Annotated in this window: 12 protein-coding genes; 8 read left to right on the top strand and 4 right to left on the bottom strand. The window is 60.4% G+C overall.

What is annotated here, in order from left to right; genetic code table 11:
• Positions 1 to 173 precede the first annotated feature (173 nt).
• Positions 174 to 656, top strand: coding sequence for a transcription elongation factor GreA (gene greA, locus DXT88_RS19020; protein ID WP_029363566.1), 483 nt, complete (start codon positions 174 to 176; stop codon positions 654 to 656).
• A 128-nt stretch (positions 657 to 784) separates the two neighbouring features.
• Here greA and DXT88_RS19015 read toward each other — a convergent pair whose 3' ends face one another.
• Positions 785 to 1,249: a YhbY family RNA-binding protein gene (locus tag DXT88_RS19015; RefSeq protein ID WP_029363567.1), complete on the bottom strand. Its 465-nt coding sequence runs from the start codon at positions 1,247 to 1,249 to the stop codon at positions 785 to 787.
• 96 nt (positions 1,250 to 1,345) lie between these two features.
• Here DXT88_RS19015 and DXT88_RS19010 point away from each other — a divergent pair, with 96 nt between their 5' ends.
• From DXT88_RS19010 to phoB, 5 genes are all read left to right on the top strand, one after another.
• On the top strand, positions 1,346 to 1,990 hold the full coding sequence (locus DXT88_RS19010) for an RlmE family RNA methyltransferase (RefSeq protein ID WP_265215590.1): 645 nt from the start codon (positions 1,346 to 1,348) through the stop codon (positions 1,988 to 1,990).
• 330 nt (positions 1,991 to 2,320) lie between these two features.
• Positions 2,321 to 4,204, top strand: coding sequence for an ATP-dependent zinc metalloprotease FtsH (ftsH, locus tag DXT88_RS19005; RefSeq protein WP_016834792.1), 1,884 nt, complete (start codon positions 2,321 to 2,323; stop codon positions 4,202 to 4,204).
• A 191-nt stretch (positions 4,205 to 4,395) separates the two neighbouring features.
• Entirely contained in the window at positions 4,396 to 5,271 is an 876-nt protein-coding gene (gene folP, locus DXT88_RS19000; protein ID WP_265215589.1) for a dihydropteroate synthase, read from the top strand.
• Positions 5,272 to 5,290: 19 nt separating this feature from the next.
• On the top strand, positions 5,291 to 6,628 hold the full coding sequence (gene glmM / locus DXT88_RS18995; RefSeq protein ID WP_029363569.1) for a phosphoglucosamine mutase: 1,338 nt from the start codon (positions 5,291 to 5,293) through the stop codon (positions 6,626 to 6,628).
• Between the two features lie 124 nt (positions 6,629 to 6,752).
• Positions 6,753 to 7,448, top strand: coding sequence for a phosphate regulon transcriptional regulator PhoB (phoB, locus tag DXT88_RS18990; protein ID WP_265215588.1), 696 nt, complete (start codon positions 6,753 to 6,755; stop codon positions 7,446 to 7,448).
• A gap of 60 nt (positions 7,449 to 7,508) precedes the next feature.
• On the opposite strand, the gene DXT88_RS18985 is transcribed toward phoB, so the two are convergent.
• Together DXT88_RS18985 and DXT88_RS18980 are read right to left on the bottom strand one after the other, a co-directional pair.
• On the bottom strand, positions 7,509 to 8,813 hold the full coding sequence (locus DXT88_RS18985) for a c-type cytochrome (RefSeq protein ID WP_265215587.1): 1,305 nt from the start codon (positions 8,811 to 8,813) through the stop codon (positions 7,509 to 7,511).
• 10 nt (positions 8,814 to 8,823) lie between these two features.
• A complete protein-coding gene (locus DXT88_RS18980; protein WP_029363570.1) occupies positions 8,824 to 9,564 on the bottom strand; it encodes a c-type cytochrome in 741 nt (246 codons plus the stop codon).
• 189 nt (positions 9,565 to 9,753) lie between these two features.
• Between DXT88_RS18980 and DXT88_RS18975 the strand changes: the two genes are divergently transcribed.
• Positions 9,754 to 10,317 carry a sigma-70 family RNA polymerase sigma factor gene (locus DXT88_RS18975; protein WP_265215586.1) on the top strand — a complete coding sequence of 188 codons (564 nt, stop codon included), beginning with the start codon at positions 9,754 to 9,756 and terminating at the stop codon, positions 10,315 to 10,317.
• Positions 10,318 to 10,771: 454 nt separating this feature from the next.
• Here DXT88_RS18975 and DXT88_RS18970 read toward each other — a convergent pair whose 3' ends face one another.
• Complete coding sequence (locus DXT88_RS18970; protein ID WP_265215585.1) at positions 10,772 to 13,195, bottom strand: penicillin-binding protein 1A; 2,424 nt, start codon at positions 13,193 to 13,195, stop codon at positions 10,772 to 10,774.
• Between the two features lie 421 nt (positions 13,196 to 13,616).
• On the opposite strand from DXT88_RS18970, the gene DXT88_RS18965 reads away from it, so the two are divergent.
• Entirely contained in the window at positions 13,617 to 15,527 is a 1,911-nt protein-coding gene (locus DXT88_RS18965) for an ATP-binding cassette domain-containing protein (RefSeq protein WP_265215584.1), read from the top strand.
• The last annotated feature ends 5 nt before the right edge of the window (positions 15,528 to 15,532 follow it).

Genomic DNA, 15,532 nt, shown 5'->3' with positions numbered 1-15,532 from the left:
AGGGCATCTGAGTATTCGATGCCCTCTGTGTCTTTTTTAACGGCAAACTCTGTATTTGCCCGCAAGGGCTGTTGGGACATTGCGCTGGGCGGACCACCGTTTCCAGGGCAATGTCCCAACAGCCTTATGGGGCAAGTCATACAAAAGTGCCTCATTTTTTTGTTGAGAGTTTTATGAGTACAGTTCCCATCACCAAGTATGGTGCAGAGCTTCTGAAGGAAGAGTTGCAACGTCTGAAAACCAAAGAACGTCCGGCCGTCATCAACGCGATTGCCGAAGCGCGCGCGCAAGGCGATCTGTCGGAAAACGCCGAATATGATGCCGCCAAGGAACGCCAGGCTTTCATCGAAGGCCGTATTGCGGATCTGGAAGGCAAGCTGGGTTCGTCGCTGATCGTCGATCCCGCGACCCTGAGCTCGGGCGCCGATGGACGCGTGGTGTTTGCTGCGACCGTCGATCTGGAAAATCTGGACAGCGGTGAAAAAGTCACCTATCAGATCGTCGGTATCGACGAAGCCGATATCAAGGTGTCGAAGGTGTCGGTTACATCGCCGATCGCACGTGCACTGATCGGCAAGAGCGCCGGCGACGTGGTTGCGGTCGAAGCGCCATCGGGCGTGCGCGAGTATGAAATTCTGAAAGTGCGCTACGTTTAAGTCATGGCGTAAAAGGCCGACGCAGGTGCTGTTGATGAGCTGGAAATAATTTACGGCACTCTGCGATGGTTAAGAAAATGCCCGCTGAAGCGGGCATTTTTTCTTGCTCAAATCCGATGGGTGGATGATCAGCCCATGGATTTTTTTGCACTCTTCTGACGCGGTTTGGCGCGCTTGATCGAGCCGCCCGCCGTAACGCGTTCGTTACCCTTGATCATGACCTTGGTCACCGATGGGCGCTTGGTGCCGCTGGCGCTGGGTTTGACGATGGTGACTTCGCGCATGCCCTTGCCGCGTGTTTCGCTGCGTTCCTTGACGGCGTCCTTCTTGGGACGGAAGATCACCAGCAGCTTGCCGATGTGTTGCACCGGTGCGGCTTTCAGTTCTTCGCAGATGGTGTCGTAAATGGCGACGCGGGCTTCGCGGTCATCTCCGAACACGCGCACCTTGATAAGGCCGTGGGCGTTCAGGCTGGCATCGATTTCTTTGGTGACTGCAGGCGTCAGGCCGCCTTCGCCGACGATCACGACAGGGCTCAGGCCATGCGCTTCGGCGCGCAATTCACTGCGCTCTGCAGGAGTAAGTTTCAACATAGTTTGTTTCCGGTGGGAGAGCGGCTTGTGGCCTGAGGCCGGCAAGAACCGGACCGAACTCTGTCCCTCAATATTTAAAACCAGTATTCTACGCGAATGGCAAAGAAGAAATTAAACAAAAACTGGCTGCACGATCACATTAACGACCCGTATGTGAAGCTTGCGCAGAAGGAAGGCTATCGCGCACGCGCGGCCTACAAGCTCAAGGAAATCGACGAGGAAGAGAAGCTGATCAAGCCCGGCCAGGTCATCGTCGACCTCGGCTCGACGCCCGGCAGCTGGTCGCAGTATGCCCGCAACAAGCTGGCCGGCCTCGAAGGCGGCGGCATCCGCGGCACCATCATCGGGTTGGACATGCTGCCGATGGATCCGATTGCCGACGTCCACTTCATCCAGGGCGACTTCCGCGAGGAGGATTCCCTGCGCCAGCTGGAAGCGATTCTGGACGGCCGCCAGGTCGACCTGGTGCTGTCCGACATGGCGCCCAACCTGTCCGGCGTAGCGATTTCCGATGCGGCGCGGGTCGAGCATCTTATCGATCTGGCAATTGAATTCGCTCAGGCGCACATGAAGCCGACCGGCTCCGTGCTCGTGAAATGCTTCAACGGCACCGGCTACAACGAGCTGGTGCACAAATTCCGGGCCGAATTCAAGACGGTGATGTCGAAGAAGCCCAAGGCCAGTCGCGACAAGTCGTCGGAAATTTTCCTTCTGGGCAAGGTTTTGAAAAATCCGCAGTAAGCCTTGCGCGTGTTTTTCCGTAAAAATCGCGTAATAAACCAGTATTTGGCGCATTTTCCTTCTTGATTTCACGCTGTCCGGCCACACATCAACTGCAGGAAACCTTCTTTGGCAGGTCCGAAAGGCGTCATTTGTACCGGTTTTTTGCGTTGTTTTCATGTCGTTTCCGGCGCGATGTTGCCGTCTTTCCGCATTCAAGTTTGCCCGCCGGTTTGCCGTAGTTCAGAGCAGGGCTGCCGGTATGGACGGTTTCCTAGTAAGCGCAGATGAATCCGGGTAAAATCGGATATATATAAGGTAATGAGGCGCGCTCGCGTCGGAGGAGTTCTAGTGAACAACATGTTTTCCAAAGCCGCCATCTGGGTGGTCATCGCGCTTGTGCTGTTTATGGTCTTTAAACAGTTCGACAGCCGCAGTGCGGCGTCGGGCGCTACAGCGATCGCTTACTCCGACTTCATCAGCGAAGTAAAAGCCGGTCACATCAAAGACGCCACCATCGAAGATCGCAGCATCATCGCAACCACGCAAGATGGTAAAAAGGTTAAAACCGCCGCGACCTATCTGGACCGCGGCTTGGTCGGCGATCTGCTGAACAACGGCGTGAAATTCGACGTCAAGCAGCCTGAAGAGCAATCCTTCCTGTCGCAAGTATTCATTTCCTGGTTCCCGATGCTGTTGCTGATCGGCGTCTGGGTGTTCTTCATGCGCCAGATGCAGGGCGGCGGCAAGGGCGGCGCGTTCTCTTTCGGCAAATCGAAGGCGCGCATGCTTGATGAAAACAGCAATTCGGTCACCTTCGCCGACGTCGCCGGTTGCGACGAAGCGAAAGAAGAAGTGCAGGAGCTGGTCGAATTCCTGCGCGATCCAACCAAATTCCAGAAACTCGGCGGCCGTATTCCCCACGGCGTGCTGATGGTCGGTCCTCCGGGCACCGGTAAGACATTGCTGGCGCGCGCGATTGCCGGCGAAGCCAAGGTGCCGTTCTTCACCATCTCCGGTTCCGACTTCGTTGAAATGTTCGTCGGCGTGGGTGCGTCGCGTGTCCGCGACATGTTCGAAAACGCCAAGAAGCACGCACCGTGCATCATCTTCATCGATGAAATCGATGCGGTCGGTCGCCATCGCGGCGCCGGCATGGGCGGCGGCAACGACGAACGTGAACAGACACTGAACCAGATGCTGGTCGAGATGGACGGTTTTGAAGCCAACTCGGGCGTCATCGTGATCGCCGCCACCAACCGCGCCGACGTGCTCGACAAGGCGCTGCTGCGTCCGGGCCGTTTCGACCGTCAGGTGATGGTCGGTTTGCCGGACATCCGCGGCCGCGAACAAATCCTGTACGTTCACATGCGCAAAGTGCCTATCGCTCCTGACGTCAAGGCCGACATCCTGGCACGCGGCACGCCTGGTTTCTCCGGCGCCGACCTGGCCAACCTGGTGAACGAAGCCGCATTGTTCGCCGCGCGCCGCAGCAAGCGCCTGGTGGAAATGCAGGACTTCGAAGATGCCAAGGACAAGATCGTCATGGGTCCGGAACGCAAGTCCGCCGTGATGCGCGAAGAAGAACGCCGCAATACCGCGTTCCACGAGTCCGGCCACGCGGTTGTAGCCAAGCTGCTGCCGAAGGCGGATCCGGTCCACAAGGTCACCATCATGCCGCGCGGTTATGCACTCGGCCTGACCTGGCAGTTGCCTGAACATGATCGCGTCAACATGTACAAGGACAAGATGCTGGAAGAAATCGCCATCCTGTTCGGCGGTCGTATCGCAGAAGAAATCTTCATGCACCAGATGTCGACCGGCGCCTCCAACGACTTTGAGCGCGCAACCAAGCTGGCACGCGCCATGGTCACACGCTACGGCATGTCGGAAGCGCTGGGCACGATGGTCTACGAAGACACCGAGCAAGACGCTTACTTTGGCCGCATGTCGTCGAAGACCGTTTCGGAAGCGACGCAGCAAAAGGTCGATGCTGAAATCCGCAGTATCCTCGACACGCAATACGCACTGTCGCGTCGTCTGCTGGAAGAGAATCGCGACAAGGTCGAAGTCATGGCGCAAAAGCTGCTCGACTGGGAAACCATCGACGCCGACCAGATCAGCGACATCATGGCGGGCAATGAACCGCGTCCGCCTAAGTCGGGTATCCCGGCCAAGAAGTCTTCCGACAATACGCCAGGCGATATTTCGCCGACCGCCACCGCTCCCGCCTGATTGCGGGGTAGGGCGCACAGCTGGTCTCAGGGTGAGGAGCAATCCTCGCCCTTTTTCTTTGTTTGGCGCGGAAGTGCATAGGCAGCCGGCAAGCAGCAGTGGCAAGCAGTCCGGAGACGGGCACAATCAATAACGACAAATCATCGCCTGCAGGCACTTCGGGCGCCAGGTTTGAAAACGATGCAGCTTCAATGAGTCAACACACTCTACAATGCGGGCGCTACCGCCTTTCCGTTGCGCCGGGGCGCAGGCCTCTGGTCATGGGCATCCTCAACGTCACTCCCGATTCCTTTTCCGATGGCGGCAGCTACTCCGCGCTCGAGTTCGCCTTGTCGCATGCCGAACAGATGATCGCCGACGGTGTCGACATCATCGACATCGGCGGCGAATCGACCCGTCCGGGCATTCCACCGGTGCCGCTGGATGAAGAACTGCGGCGCGTGATGCCGGTGATTTACGCCTTGCGTGATTGCGGCAAGCCGCTGTCGATCGATACCTACAAGCCGGAGGTCATGCGCGAGGCGCTGATTGCAGAGGTCGACATGATCAATGACATCAACGGTTTCCGTGCTCCCGGCGCCATCGATGCAGTCAGGGATAGCGCCGCGGGGCTATGCATCATGCACATGCAGGGCGAGCCCCAGACCATGCAGCAGCAGCCGAGTTATGGCGACGTGGTGGCGGAAGTAATCGCCTTCCTGCAGGAACGCGTCGGCGCACTGGAAGCTGCGGGCGTGAGACATGAGCGCATTTGCATTGATCCCGGCTTCGGCTTCGGCAAGAGCGTCGGCCACAATTACGACTTGCTGCGCAATACCCGCCGCCTGATCGATACGCTCGATCTGCCGCTGCTGGCCGGCATGTCGCGCAAATCCATGATCGGTGCAATCACCGGCAAGCCGCTTGACCAACGCCTGGCCGGCAGCCTCGGCGCGGCCTTGGCAGCAGCGGCGCAAGGTGCGATGATCATTCGTGTGCATGACGTCGCGGAGACCGTCGACGCGCTCAACGTGTGGCAGGCCGGCATGGCCGGGGACGGCGTGAAAACAATTTATAAAAATACCTGACAAGAAAGAGCTCAGAATCATGGCTGCAAAATACTTTGGTACCGATGGCGTGCGCGGACGTGTGGGAACTGCACCGATTACGCCCGATTTCGTGATGCGCCTCGGCTATGCCGCCGGCAAAGTGCTGACCAAGACCTGGTCTTCCTCGGCCAAGCCGACCGTGCTGATCGGCAAGGACACGCGGATTTCCGGCTACATGCTGGAGGCCGCATTGGAAGCCGGCTTTGCCGCTGCCGGTGTGGATGTGATGCTGGCCGGACCGGTGCCGACGCCGGCGGTGGCCTACCTCACGCGCGCATTGCGACTGTCTGCCGGCGTGGTGATTTCGGCCTCGCATAATCCGTATCACGACAACGGCATCAAGTTTTTCTCCGCGTCGGGCAACAAGTTGCCGGATGCGGTGGAAGCGGAGATCGAAGCGGAGCTCGAACAGCCCATGGATTGCGTGTCTTCCGAAAAGCTCGGCAAGGCCAAGCGCCTGGACGACGCCCAGGGCCGCTACATCGAATTCTGCAAGAGCACCTTCCCGAACGATCTCGATCTGCACGGCATGCGCATCGTGGTCGATTGCGCGCATGGCGCGGCTTACCATATCGCGCCGCATGTGTTCCACGAACTCGGCGCCGAAGTCATCACGATCGGCAACAAGCCCGACGGCCTCAACATCAATGAAGGTTTTGGCGCGACGGCGCCGGAGGCCTTGTCCAGGTCTGTGCTGGCAAACAAGGCGCACGTCGGCATTGCGCTTGACGGCGACGCCGACCGGCTGGTGATGGTGGACGCTGCGGGTCGCATCTATAACGGCGACGAGCTGCTGTACGTGATGGTCAAGGACCGTCTCGCCACCGGCCCGGTGCCGGGTGCAGTCGGCACGCTGATGACCAACATGGCGCTGGAAGTCGCTTTCAAGAAAATGGGTATCGGTTTCGCGCGCGCTAAAGTGGGTGACCGCTACGTTCTGGAGACCTTGCAGGAACGCGGCTGGCTGCTGGGCGGCGAAGGCTCGGGTCATTTGCTCTGCCTGGACAAGCACACCACCGGCGACGGCATTGTCTCGGCGTTGCAGGTCTTGTCCGCGCTCAAGCGCGCCAGCCTCAGCCTGGCCGACATGACGGCAGACATTCGTCTCTATCCGCAAGTCCTCATCAACGTGAAGATCCCGGCCGGCTTCGACTGGAAAACCAATCCCGGCATGCAAGCTGAAAAGGACGCCGTCGAACAGGCGCTGGGCGACAGCGGCCGTGTGCTGATCCGTCCTTCCGGCACCGAGCCCCTGATCCGCGTGATGGTCGAGGCGCAGCAGGCCGACGTGGCGCAGACGATGGCAAGGCGGATTGCTGATAAAGTAACGGCCTGAAGCGTGCAGTGACGCCGGTCGCACCGACCGGCAAGCAGCGCGCGGAGCAGGAGCCGGGAAAGGGCTGCTGCCCGGTGATGCCACTCCATGGCGTCGCTCATTACAAGTCAAAACATACCCGCGAATGTCAAAAGACCAGTTACATATCCTGTTAGTCGAAGACGAGCCCAGCATCGCCGAGCTGCTGCGGTTCACCATGCAGGGCGCCGGATTCATCACGTCCATCGCCAGCGACGCGGCGCAGGCGCGCAAGTTGATCGCCGACGCGCTGCCGCATCTGGTGTTGCTGGACTGGATGTTGCCAGATACGTCCGGCCTGGGATTGCTCAGCGAATGGCGCCGCGATGCGCGCACGGCGGCGCTGCCGGTGATCATGCTGACCGCCAAGGGGATGGAAGAAGACAAAGTCAAGGGACTCAACGAAGGCGCCGACGACTACGTCACCAAACCGTTTTCGCCGAAGGAGCTGGTGGCGCGCGTGCAGGCGCTGCTGCGCCGCAAGGCGCCGGAAGTGGGGCAACAAAGCCTGGCTTACGGCTTGCTCGGCATCGATACCGAACGCCATCGCGTGACGGTCGATCAGCAAGAGGTCGAGCTCGATCAGGCTGAATTCAAACTGCTGCGCTACCTGGTGGCGCATCCCGAGCGCATCTTTTCGCGCGCGCAATTGCTGGACAAGGTCTGGGGCGACCATACCTTCATCGAAGAGCGCACCGTCGACGTCCACATCATGCGCCTGCGCAAATCGCTGGGCGCCGCCGCCGACTACGTCAAGACGGTACGCGGCATGGGCTACAAGCTCAGCATGGAAGAAAAATAGTCAAACCATTCCGCGACGGCGTTGATTGCCGTCGCATCAACATGACGACGCCATGCGTTGTCAATCCAGCGGAATCGACCTGTAGCGATTCACTTCCTGCGGCGACACAAAGCCCGCACGATTATCCCAGCTGTTCCTGATGTACGACACCACGGCAGCCACTTCCTGATCGTTGAGCAGTTGCCCGAACGGCGGCATGCCGTAAGGACGCGGATTGCCTTGCGTTGAAGGAGGGAAGCCGCCATTGAGCACCATCCTGATCGGATTCACTGCCGAACCCATGGTCAATGCACGGTTGCCGTTCATCGGCGGATAAGCCGGTGCGATGCCCTGGCCGCCGGCCTTGTGGCATTCGGCGCAATGCTGCTCATAAATCTTCGCGCCCGCCTGCATCACGCGATCCGCCGTGGCCTTGTCGGGTTGCGGCGTATCGAAAGCGGGCGGCGGGTCGTTTTGCGGCAACGACTTCAGATAGACCGCCATGGCCTGGATGTCGCTGTCGTTGAGATGCTGCAAGCTGCGGCTGACGACTTCCGCCATCGGTCCGAATACGGTGCTGCGCGGCGATACGCCGGTTTTCAGCAGCGCCGTGATGTGTTGCAGTTCCCAGTTGCCGAGACCGGCTTCGGCGTCCGAGGTCAATGACGGCGCGTACCAGTTCATGATCGGAATCAGGCCGCCGCCCAGGTCGGATTTGGCCACCGTTGCACCGAAGGCGTTGCGCGTGGTGTGGCAGGCGCTGCAATGGCCCAGGCCCTGCACCAGGTAGGCGCCGCGGTTCCATTCGACCGATTGTTTGCTGTCGGCGCGATAGGCGCCGGGCGTGAAGTACAGCGCACGCCAGCCGGCCAGCAGGATGCGATTGTTATACGGGAAGCGCAGCGCATGTTCCTGGCTAGGCTGGCGCACCGGCGTCACGGTTTGCATATAAGCGAACAGTGCGTTGGAATCTTCGCGGGTGACCTTGGTGTAGTTCGTGTATGGGAAAGCCGGGTAAAGGAAGCTGCCGTCCTTCGATTTGCCGTGATGCAAGGCGCGCCAGAAATCGTTGGCGCTCCAGGAGCCGAGGCCGGTTTCCTTGTCGGCGGTGATGTTGGGTGCGTACATGGTGCCGAATGGCGTCGGGATGGCGCGTCCGCCCGCATAGGGCTGGCCGCCGCGCGCGGTGTGGCAAGCCATGCAATCGCCGGCGCGGGCGAGATAAGCGCCGCGTGCGATTTGCTGTTCGGTGGCAGGCGAAGATGGCACTGCGGCCGCTGCGCTTTCGGCGTCCTCGTGATCGATGAATTCGCTGCCGATCATGACAGCCGGCACCGCTATGATCAACAGCAGCAGCGCCAGCAGGATACGTTTGAGGGATGTCATGGCGTGTTCCTTATTGCGCCACGCTGCCGCAAGGCAACGGTAACTTGACGGTCGTTGCGGCGGCCGGGCGAGCGCCTTCCGGAACGGTTTGTGCGGCAAGCCAGCTGCTGGCGGCGTTGATATCTTCCAGCGACAGACGTTGCGTGATCTGGGCCATGCAATCCGGCGCTCTGGCTCTGCGCACGCCATTCCTCCATGCCCCGAATTGCGAGTTGATATAGTCGCGCGGCAAACCGATCAGACCGGGCACCGCCGGCGCGACGCCGGTCAGGGCCTGTCCATGGCAGGCGATGCAGGCCGGTACTTTCTTGCTGCTGTCGCCGTTCATGACCAGCGCGCGCCCGCGTTCCAGCACGGCGGGTGTCGCTTCAACCGGCTGCGGCGCCGGGTAGGGCGGATGCTGGGCGGAAAAGTAGGCGGCGATTTCGTGCAGATAAGCATCCGACAGATGATCGAGCAGGTAAGTCATCAGCGGATACTGGCGATTGCCGTCGCGGAAGTTGGTCAGCTGGTTGTAGAGATAGCCTTCCGGTTTGCCGGCGATGCGCGGATAGTAGCCGTCGCTGGAGGCGCGGCCTTCCTTGCCGTGGCAGGCGGTACAGGCGGCGACGCGTTGAGCGATGGTGTCGGGCAATTGCTGTGCGTGGACAGGGGCAGCGGCGGCAATCCAGAGCGTCGACAGCGCCAATAGTGCAGCGCTTGCAGTGCGTGCAGTACGTGAAGCGACAGATGAAAACATAAGGCTGGCCATATAGTCTCGTTGTAAGTTATATGAGGCGAGCTGATCGGGCGACGGAGTCGAATGATCGCGTGGTGTTTGCATTGTAACGGAGCGGCCCTTCTTCATGCCTGCACACCCGTTGCGCAAAAATCGAAGTACAGTATGGGCTGTTGCAGTACAGATAAATGACCAGGCAATGACCAAAGGCAAAATGCAATCATGAACGACAAGTCCTTCGAGCAGGCCGTCGTTGCCGAGCGCAGCATGCTGGTGCGGTTCGCGCGCCTGCATTTGCAGGAAGATGCGGCCGAAGACGCGGCCCAGGAAGCCCTGTTGGCGGCCTTGCAGAACCCGGCAGGCTATTCGGGCAAGTCCGCGCTGCGCACCTGGCTGGTGGGCATCCTCAAGCACAAGATCGTCGATGTGTTGCGCAAGGAAAAGAAATACGTCCAGGCCGGCCCGGCTGAAATCGGCGACCCGGGCGACTTCGATGTCCTCTTCGACGACACCGGTCACTGGGCGGAAGCGCCTGCGGACTGGGGCAATCCGGCCGAAACGCTGCAGCAGGCGCAGTTCTTCGACATCATGGATTTTTGCCTCAACAAGCTGACCCCGGTGATGGCGCGGGTGTTTTCCATGCGCGAGCTGTTCGAGTTCGAGATTGCCGAAATCTGCAAGGAACTGAAGATCACCGCCGGCAACTGCAGCGTCCTGCTATACCGCGCGCGCATGCAGCTGCGCTTGTGCCTGGACCAGAACTGGTTTGAAGGCCGCAAGGCCTGATCCTGCGCCGAACTTTCCTTCCACCTCCGCAGCCGTTACAATAGCGCCCACGCCCCCGTAGCTCAGTGGATAGAGCGATCCCCTCCTAAATACAATTGGGCACCGGCATCCGAAAGGCGCCGCGTGAATGGAGTCAAATTCGGTGAACCCTGACAGCGCCCGCAGTGCTTATGCTGCAAGCGGCTGCTGGCAATACCGAGCCAAGCCGCATCGGACCTCATGATGCGGAAGGTGTAGAGACTAGACGGCTCCGGCCTGCAGACTGCAAGTTGCAAGTTGCAAGTCCATGGCCAAGGTATAGTCCAGACCACAAACAGGTTTCCTGGTGGCGAAAGCCATGGTGGTACGAAGGGATAGGTCACACGTTCGATCCGTGTCGGGGGCGCCAGACAAAAAAAGCGCAGAAGAGAAATCTTCTGCGCTTTTTTCTTTTTGCGGCCGGATCAGTTGCCGGTCAATGTCCCTGATACAGGTTGTCCCTGCCGGGCGCCTGCGAAGACGGGGCGGGGCCGGACGATGGCGCCGCCTGCGTTTCCGAATTCGGATTCTTCGACCAGCCGAAGAAGTTCGACAGCGCATCGACCACGCCGCCGCCGTCCACACCCAGCGAGGCCACGAAACCGTTGCCCGGCGTGAAGTTTTCATAGTACGGCTCGCCGTCGATGAAGCGGATCCCGGCCGGTGCCGGCGTATCGGACTGCGGCGTTCCACGCAACGCCACACCCATGTAATCGACCCAGATCGGCAATGCCAGTTGTGCGCCGAATTCCTTGCTGCCCAGGCTCTTCGGTTGGTCGTAGCCCATCCATACCACCGTCGCCAGTGTGCGTTGATACCCGGCGAACCAGCCGTCGAACGCATCGTTGGTGGTGCCGGTCTTGCCGGCCAGATCGGTGCGCTTGAGCGAGTTGCTGCGTGCGCCGGTGCCGCGCTGGGCCACCGATTGCAACAGGCTGGTCATGATGTAGCTATTGCGCTCGTCGATCGCGCGCGGCGCATTGTTGCCGACGATCAGCGGATCAGCCTTGGACAGTACCTTGCCGCGCGCGTCGGTGATCTTCGTGATCAGGTAAGGATTGATCTTGTAGCCGCCGTTGGCAAAGATCGCATACGCCGAAGCCAGTTGCAGCGGCGTGGTCTGGCCTGCACCCAAGGCCATCGGCAGATAAGGCGGCACCTTGTCGGTGTCGAAGCCGAAGTGCTGCGTAATGAAGTCCTGCGCATACTTCACGCCGATCGCGTCGAGCGTGCGGATGGCGACCAGGTTGACCGATTTTTGCAATGCGGTGCGCATGGCCATCGGACCAGCCGGCGGATCGTCGTCCTTCGGCTCCCAATTCGGCTGGCCGTTGCCGGCCGGATAGGACACCGGCGCGTCATTGATGATGGAAGCAGGCGCAAAACCTTTTTCCAGCGCCGCCGAATAGATGAAGGGCTTGAACGTCGAGCCGGGCTGGCGCCACGCTTGCGTGACGTGGTTGAAGTTGTTCTGCGTGAAATCGAAGCCGCCCACCAGCGCGCGGATGGCGCCGTTCTGCGGCGTCACCGACACCAGCGTGGCTTCCACTTCGGGCAACTGCACGATTTGCCAATTCTTCTTGCCGTCCTGCATGACGCGGATCACCGCGCCCGGCGCGATGCGGGTTTCCTTCTTCGCCTTCGGGCCCAGCGCCGCGGCGACGAACTTCAGCGTGTCGCCTGACAGCGTGATCTTGTCGCCGCTGCGGATCACCGCCTGGATCTGTTTCGGATCGGCCGACAGCACGACGGCGGCAAGGATATCGTCGTTGTCGGGGTAGTCATCCATGGCGTCGTCAATGGCCTGGGCGCGGTCTTCGTCCTTCGACGGCAAATCGATGGTTTCTTCCGGACCGCGATAGCCGTGGCGACGGTCGTAATCCATCACACCCTTGCGCACCGCATCGTAGGCAGCCTTCTGGTCGGCGGCATTGATGGTCGTGGTGACGGTGATGCCGTGGGTATAGGTGTCTTCCTTGTACTGGGCGTACACCATCTGGCGCACCATTTCATTGACGTATTCGGCATGCACGTTGTACTGGTTGCCCGGTGCGCGCACCTGGATGTCTTCCTTCACGGCGGCGTCGTATTCCTTTTGCGTGATGTAGTCGAGGTCGAGCATGCGTTGCAGGATGTATTGCTGGCGGATATGCGCACGCTTCGGATTGACGATCGGGTTGTAGGCCGACGGCGCCTTCGGCAGGCCGGCCAGCATCGCGGCCTGGGCCAATGTGACGTCCTTGATGTCCTTGCCGAAATAGGTGCGCGCCGCGGCGGCGAAACCGAAGGCGCGCTGACCCAGGTAGATCTGGTTCATGTACACCTCAAGGATCTGGTCCTTGCTCAGCGCCGCTTCGATCTTGTTGGCCAGCAGCACTTCATACAGTTTGCGCGAGACGGTTTTTTCCTTGGTCAGGAAGACGTTGCGCGCCACCTGCATGGTGATCGTGCTGGCGCCCTGGCTGGCGTGGCCGCGCACCACGTCGGTGGCGATGGCGCGCGCGATGCCGATATAGTCGATGCCGCCGTGCTGGTAGAAACGGTTGTCTTCGATCGCCAGCACCGCGTTCTTCATATTGGCGGGGATGTCGTCGAGCTTGACCAGGCTGCGCTTTTCCTCGCCGAATTCGCCGAGCAGCACGTTGTCTGCGGAGTAGATGCGCAGCGGGATCTTCGGCCGGTAATCGGTGATCACGTCCAGCGACGGCAGGCGCGGATTGATGAAGATCAGCGCATAGGCGATGATCAGCGCGCCGATGACGGCGAGGCCTAGCACCGAGAAGGCAAGGAACTTGGCGATGTTGGGATTGAGGAAGCCGCGTTGACGCGAAAGGTGGTGCAAGCGAGAATTGAAGCGCATGGTTATTGTAGGAAACCGTCGCAAAGTCAGGGCAGTGTGGTGTGCGTCAGCTTGATCTTGAAACGGCCTCGTAGTGAAGGGCGTGCCGTATCTTACAACATGGGCCGGGCGCAACAGCCGATCTGCGGACTATCATGGCCACGATTGTGTTTCCAAATGTATGCGGGGGCCTGTTTCGGTGCGAGGTCGTAATAAAAGAACATCAAACGGGAGCCAGACCGGCATTGTTTGTTGTTCAGAAGCAATGGATCGCACCGGCCGCGACAGCCGGTCGTGGTTAGATACCACTCGGATACCGCCCGGAAGCAGCATAGATACACCATCGCCGCGCGCAATCGGTACAATGCGGTCTTTCTTCTTTAATTGAGTCGCGGCAAAGGCCTTCCCGCCCCGACCTTCGATCTTATCCCTCGGCATACTTATGGCAGTCATTTCCCTCTCCAATGCGCAGCTCGCATTCGGACACGTCCCGCTTCTCGATCATGCGGAATTTTCGCTGGAAACCGGCGAGCGCGTCGGCCTGATCGGCCGCAACGGCACCGGCAAGTCGTCCTTGCTGAAAATCATCGCCGCCGTTTCCAAGCTGGACGACGGTTTGCTGGTCATGCAGCAGGGCCTGAAAATCGCCTACGTTGATCAGGAGCCGCATTTCCCTGCCGAGATGACGATCTTCAACGCGGTCGCTTCCGGCCTCGGCGAATTGCCGGCGCTGCTGGCGGAATACGAATCGCTGACCGGCCAGTTCGGCGGCGACAACGACGAAGCGCTCATGGAGCGCATGCACGACATCCAGCTGATCCTTGACGCGGCCGATGCATGGAGCCTGAACAACAAGGTCGAGACCACGCTCGACAAGCTCAACCTCAAGGGCGAAGCCCTCATCGGCGAACTGTCGGGCGGCATGCAAAAGCGCGTGGCGCTGGCCTGCGGCCTGGTCGGCGCGCCTGACGTACTGCTGCTGGACGAGCCGACCAACCATCTGGATTTCGGCTCCATCCTGTGGCTTGAAGGCCTGCTGCGCGACTACAAGGGCAGCGTGCTGTTCGTCACCCATGACCGCAGCTTCCTCGACAATGTCGCCACGCGCATCATCGAACTCGACCGCGGCAAGCTGTTGTCCTTCCCGGGCAATTTCAGCACCTATCAGGCGCGCAAGGAAGAGTTGCTGGACAACGAAGAAGTCGAGAACGCCAAGTTCGACAAATTCCTGGCGCAGGAAGAAGTCTGGATCCGCAAGGGCGTCAAGGCGCGCCGCACGCGCGACGAAGGCCGCGTGCGCCGCCTTGAATCACTGCGCCTCGAGCGCAGTGCGCGCCGTGATCGCCAGGGCCAGGTCAAGCTGGAAGTATCGTCCGGCGAGCGTTCCGGCAAGATCGTGGCGGAACTCGAGAACGTCAGCAAGTCGTACGGCGGCAAGACCATCGTGCGCGATTTCAGCGGCATCCTCATGCGCGGCGACAAGATCGGGCTGATCGGCCAGAACGGCGCCGGCAAGACCACGCTGCTGAAGCTGATCCTCGGTGAAGAAACCGCCGACGCCGGCACCGTCCGCCAGGGCACCAAATTGCAGGTCGCGTACTTCGACCAGATGCGCACCCAGCTCAATGAAGAAGCCACCCTGGCCGACACCATCGCGCCGGGCAGCGACTGGGTGGAAGTCAACGGCCAGCGCCGGCACGTGATGACGTACCTGGGCGACTTCCTGTTCGCGCCGGAACGCGCGCGTTCACCGGTGCGCACCTTGTCCGGCGGCGAGCGCAATCGCTTGTTGCTGGCGCGCCTGTTCGCCAAACCGGCCAACGTGCTGGTGCTCGATGAACCGACCAACGATCTCGACATCGACACGCTCGAACTGCTGGAAGAATTGCTGGAGGATTACGAAGGCACCGTGTTCCTGGTGAGCCATGACCGGACCTTCCTCGACAACGTCGTCACGCAGGTGATCGCCTCCGAAGGCGACGGCGTGTGGAAGGAATATGTCGGCGGCTACAGCGACTGGGAGCGCGTGCGCGCCAGCTCGCAGGCCAGCGCGAAGAAGTCGGACGGCAAGAGCGAATCCAAGCCGGCCGAACTGCCGGTGGCGGCGCCTGCCGTCGCCAAGCCGAAGAAGCTCAGCTACAAGGAGCAGCGCGAGCTCGAAGACTTGCCGAAGCTGATTGCGCAACTGGAAGAAGAACAGGCGGTGATTTCCGCCAAGCTGGCTGATCCGGATCTGTACAAGGCGGGCGGGGACGAAGCGGGGCGCCTGAATGCGCGCTTCGCCGAGATCGACGGTTTGTTGCTGGAAAATCTGGAACGCTGGGAAGTGATCGAGGCGCGTTCGAAAGGCTGATTAGC

Source organism: Herbaspirillum lusitanum (assembly GCF_026127345.1).
Classification (GTDB): domain Bacteria; phylum Pseudomonadota; class Gammaproteobacteria; order Burkholderiales; family Burkholderiaceae_D; genus Herbaspirillum; species Herbaspirillum lusitanum.
This window is presented reverse-complemented; position numbering and strand designations above follow the sequence as displayed.

Excerpts from the sequence above, each read along its gene's own strand:
- greA (WP_029363566.1), top strand. The coding sequence starts at position 174 with ATGAGTACAGTTCCCATCACCAAGTATGGTGCAGAGCTTCTGAAGGAA.
- DXT88_RS19015 (WP_029363567.1), bottom strand. The coding sequence starts at position 1,249 with ATGTTGAAACTTACTCCTGCAGAGCGCAGTGAATTGCGCGCCGAAGCG.
- DXT88_RS19010 (WP_265215590.1), top strand. The coding sequence starts at position 1,346 with ATGGCAAAGAAGAAATTAAACAAAAACTGGCTGCACGATCACATTAAC.
- folP (WP_265215589.1), top strand. The coding sequence starts at position 4,396 with ATGAGTCAACACACTCTACAATGCGGGCGCTACCGCCTTTCCGTTGCG.
- glmM (WP_029363569.1), top strand. The coding sequence starts at position 5,291 with ATGGCTGCAAAATACTTTGGTACCGATGGCGTGCGCGGACGTGTGGGA.
- phoB (WP_265215588.1), top strand. The coding sequence starts at position 6,753 with ATGTCAAAAGACCAGTTACATATCCTGTTAGTCGAAGACGAGCCCAGC.
- DXT88_RS18985 (WP_265215587.1), bottom strand. The coding sequence starts at position 8,813 with ATGACATCCCTCAAACGTATCCTGCTGGCGCTGCTGCTGTTGATCATA.
- DXT88_RS18980 (WP_029363570.1), bottom strand. The coding sequence starts at position 9,564 with ATGGCCAGCCTTATGTTTTCATCTGTCGCTTCACGTACTGCACGCACT.
- DXT88_RS18975 (WP_265215586.1), top strand. The coding sequence starts at position 9,754 with ATGAACGACAAGTCCTTCGAGCAGGCCGTCGTTGCCGAGCGCAGCATG.
- DXT88_RS18970 (WP_265215585.1), bottom strand. The coding sequence starts at position 13,195 with ATGCGCTTCAATTCTCGCTTGCACCACCTTTCGCGTCAACGCGGCTTC.
- DXT88_RS18965 (WP_265215584.1), top strand. The coding sequence starts at position 13,617 with ATGGCAGTCATTTCCCTCTCCAATGCGCAGCTCGCATTCGGACACGTC.